Here is a 3,670-nt window from a genome sequence, read left to right as displayed (position 1 = left end):
TTGCGCTTTTCCTTCCGGGACTGCCGTGGTTAACTTTGTCCAAGCTGTCACCGTTCGATCGAGTAAAGGCAGATTAACCACATTATAGCCGCGACTGCGGGCCAACTCATCCAAATGCTCGATCGCACTGTCCACCTCTACTCCCATCACCCGTTCCCCTAGAAAAACACTATCGGGTTCCATCCCCTTTGAACTAGGCACGAGAGCAAGACTATATTCGCCTCTAACCCAGCTAAAAACGTCTTCAGGCAAATTTAAACCTAAAGGCGACTGGAAGCGGTTTAAGACCTGTGTTATTAATTCCTGTAGGGGACTATCTGCTTCTAACCCCTCCTCTACCTGAGTCCAAAACCGATTTAAATCCCGACTAGCGGCGACTAAAAGGCTATTTTCGCCGATAAAAGATAATGCTCCGACGGGACTAGATAAAATTGGTGCTTGGTTATCCTGTCCTAAGACTCCAATTAAGGCCGAACGCGCGCCCTTTTCAAATCCTATAGTAATCATAGCAATTACCGTCGGTTGGATTGACCCAAGGAAACCCCACAAAAAGCCATGAGAAGCGATCGCTCATTCAGACAGATTTAGGTGTTGGCTGTTGGGTTTCCCTTTCCCCTAAAATTGAGAGGTTTTCTTTAACCCATTGATTCGCTCAACCCCACCGACGGACTCAACCCAAGAAAAAGGACTAGACCGCGCCTAATAGCCGTAGGAGTTCCATAATCTTTTCATATAACGCCGCGTTTCTTTGCTGGCGGGACAGTTCGGCGGCTTGTCGGAAATCTCTGATCGCTTTTTCCCTTTCTAGTCGAAAGTAGTAAAGAAGCCCCCGATTGTAGTAAGCCGTTGCGTTTCGGGGATTAATGTTGAGTGCCTGATTGAAATCGGACAGGGCGAGGTCGGATTTCCCCTGTTGTCGGTAAAGAACCCCGCGATTGTTGTAAGCCCCGGCGAATCGGGGATTAATGTTGAGCGCCTGATTGAAATCGGACAGGGCGAGGTCGGGTTTCCCCTGTTCGTAGTAAAGAAACCCGCGATTGTTGTAAGCCAGGGCGTATCGGGGATTAATGTTGAGCGCCTGATTGTAATCGGACAGGGCGAGGTCCGGTTTCCCCTGATCGTCGTAAAGAGACCCGCGATTGTTGTAAGCCTCGGCGTATCGGGGATTAATGTTGATCGCCTGATTGAAATCGGACAGGGCGAGGTCGGCTTTTCCCTGTTCGTAGTAAAGACCCCCGCGATTGTTGTAAGCATCGGCGTTTCGGGGATTAATGTTGAGCGCCTGATTGTAATCGGACAGGGCGCGGTCGGGTTTTCCCTGTTCACCGTAAAGAAGCCCCCGATTGCTGTAAGCTTCGGCGAAGCGGGGATTAATGTTGATCGCCTGATTGTAATCGGACAGGGCGCGGTCGGGTTTCCCCTGATCGTAGTAAAGAAGCCCGCGACCGTTGTAAGCTTCGGCCAATCGGGGATTAATGTTGAGCGCTTTGTTGAATTCAGCGAGGGCGAGGTCTGGTTTCCCCTGTCCGGCGTAAAGAAGCCCGCGATTGCTGTAAGCCAGAGCTAATCGGGGATTAATGTTGAGCGCCTGATTGTAATCGGACAGGGCGAGGTCTGGTTTCCCCTGTCCGAGGTAAAGAAACCCGCGATTGTTGTAAGCTTCGGCCAATCGGGGATTAATGTTGATCGCTTTGTTGTAATCGGACAGGGCGAGGTCGGGTTTCTCCTGTTGTTCGTAAAGAAACCCGCGATTGAGGTAAGCCTCGGCGTATCGGGGATCAATGTTGATCGCTTTGGTAAATTCAGCGAGGGCGAGATCGTATTTTTTCTGTTGGATGTAGCCAACTCCCCGGTTATAGTGGCCGATCGCGTCTTGATTGTTCCCTTGAGCGATCCGGGTTTCGGCTGGTTGTCGGCTCTCTAGCGCCATGACGGGGCGAACAGTCGGGAGGGTGGAAAGGCTGATTAGGCTGACGGTGGTAAGAAGGGCAAAGGATTTCATGGCTAGTTCCTCGGTGGGGATGGTTTTAAATTCTACTTAGGGTTGGCTGAATATCGGTGTAAATCCTGCTAAAAAAGGTTTTTGGGCTAAAAAAGCCTAAAAATATTATCCAACAAGGTTTTTAGATTTATTCAGCAAGCCCTACTTAATTCATAGGCTGCTTTTTTGGGAATATACAGAATAGGCTTTTTTTGTCTAAAAAGCACTAGGCTACTACTATCTAAAGTAATTAGAAAGTAGTAAGAGCGATCGCTTTTTTTAAAATCCTACAGTAATCATAGCAATTATTGTCGGTCAAACTTATCTTTTCTCTTGGTGTAAATCGTCAATTAATTACCTTACTCCTCTTCTCTACTCATTAAAGTAGCGACTAAGAAATTCTTGGGGAGTAATGATTGTAATTCTTTGATTTTTAGCTAATTTAAGGATTTTACCCGGAACTCCTCCCCACAACAATCCTGAAATCCAAACATTGACATCTACAACAACTTTCATGAGTTGGCGCGTCTAATTTGGCGAGCTTCTTTAATCATCTGGCTAATCTCAGCTAGAGTCGGTTGATTGGGGTCTGGTTCCATTGCTTCTAGTCGCTCAAAGAATTGCTCTAGATTGACTTTATCTTGATGAACTTTTTTGAGAATGATGGAGTCTTCCGTCAGGGAAATCATGTATTTATCTCCTGGGTTGAGGCGGGTTTGAACTTCAGGAGGAAGTTCGAGGTTTCCTTCTCGATTGATTTGTATGAGTAGCTCTTTGGTCATCGGCTTCAAAATAAACTTTATTAACTTTAGCTGTTAAACAGACTTTATAAATAATCTGATCAAGTTAATTATATATTTTTTAGCGAATTTTTCAAGCTAGGGCTTGCTACCTTGGAATCTAATCTGGGAATTGATGACCCTCAGCGATTCGCATCTGGAGAGATAATGTTTCTCCCTCTACATTTATACTACCCCAAGAGAGTCCTTCCACAGAATCAATACCACTGGCTACTTGATAACGGATCCAGAACGGTTATTAGCGACGCTTGAGGGAAACCCAACCACACCAATGTCGTTAAGAATGTTGGGTTTCGCTCAAACCATTGAATCGAGCAGTTTTCTCCTAATTATTAAATCGCTCAACCCAACCTACAAGCTACAAGCTTCTATCTGATAACTGATAACTGATAACTGATTAAGACTTCACTCCCAAGTTAAAGAAAATCGTTCCCCGACGCACAGAATTTTCGCTACCTTGGCTGCTAATAGTAAGAGAACGCAGATTATTAAATAAAGGCTTAATCGATAATTCTAACACCCGCACGATCGGGAATTTTGCCTCGATTACTGGTTGCAATTGTCGCCAATCGATGTAAAAATAACCATCATTTTCTGCGGGTAAAGCAGTAATTGCCTGTCGAAACTTACCACTACCTAAAATGGGTTTTTTCTGTGCAGATAAAGCTAAACCCATCGCTTCCACAGAACTGGCGATAATTTCATAATTATCGACTCTAGTATGCACTCCCGTCACGAGCGTCTCTAGTTGCGCTTTTCCTTCCGGGACTGCCGTGGTTAACTTTGTCCAAGCTGTCACCGTTCGATCGAGTAAAGGCAGATTAACCACATTATAGCCGCGACTGCGGGCCAACTCATCCAAATGCTCGATCGCACTGTCCACCTCTAC

At 45.9% G+C, this 3,670-nt stretch carries 4 protein-coding genes and 1 pseudogene; all 5 read right to left on the bottom strand.

The features are described from left to right. A pseudogene (locus tag IM509_RS15470) lies at positions 1-480 on the bottom strand (DUF3352 domain-containing protein); the annotation flags it as partial. 208 nt (positions 481-688) lie between these two features. Further along, on the bottom strand, positions 689-2,002 hold the full coding sequence (locus IM509_RS15465) for a tetratricopeptide repeat protein (protein ID WP_185237673.1): 1,314 nt from the start codon (positions 2,000-2,002) through the stop codon (positions 689-691). 351 nt (positions 2,003-2,353) lie between these two features. Next, complete coding sequence (locus tag IM509_RS15460) at positions 2,354-2,497, bottom strand: putative toxin-antitoxin system toxin component, PIN family (protein WP_002796344.1); 144 nt, start codon at positions 2,495-2,497, stop codon at positions 2,354-2,356. After that, a complete protein-coding gene (locus IM509_RS15455; RefSeq protein ID WP_002796343.1) occupies positions 2,494-2,763 on the bottom strand; it encodes a hypothetical protein in 270 nt (89 codons plus the stop codon). The genes IM509_RS15460 and IM509_RS15455 overlap by 4 nt, the downstream gene beginning before the upstream one ends. Before the next feature lie 415 nt (positions 2,764-3,178). Beyond that, positions 3,179-3,670, bottom strand: a 492-nt coding sequence (locus IM509_RS15450) for a DUF3352 domain-containing protein (RefSeq protein ID WP_287717132.1), incomplete at its 5' end; no start/stop codon positions are given.

The sequence above is a fragment of the Microcystis sp. M31BS1 genome (genome assembly GCF_020245285.1).
Classification (GTDB): domain Bacteria; phylum Cyanobacteriota; class Cyanobacteriia; order Cyanobacteriales; family Microcystaceae; genus Microcystis; species Microcystis panniformis.
Note: the sequence above shows the minus strand (reverse complement) of the source record. Positions and strands in the feature narration are given on the sequence as shown.

Bases quoted from the DNA above. Each gene is read 5' to 3' on its own strand.
- IM509_RS15460 (WP_002796344.1), bottom strand. From the start codon at position 2,497: ATGAAAGTTGTTGTAGATGTCAATGTTTGGATTTCAGGATTGTTGTGG.
- IM509_RS15455 (WP_002796343.1), bottom strand. From the start codon at position 2,763: ATGACCAAAGAGCTACTCATACAAATCAATCGAGAAGGAAACCTCGAA.
- IM509_RS15465 (WP_185237673.1), bottom strand. From the start codon at position 2,002: ATGAAATCCTTTGCCCTTCTTACCACCGTCAGCCTAATCAGCCTTTCC.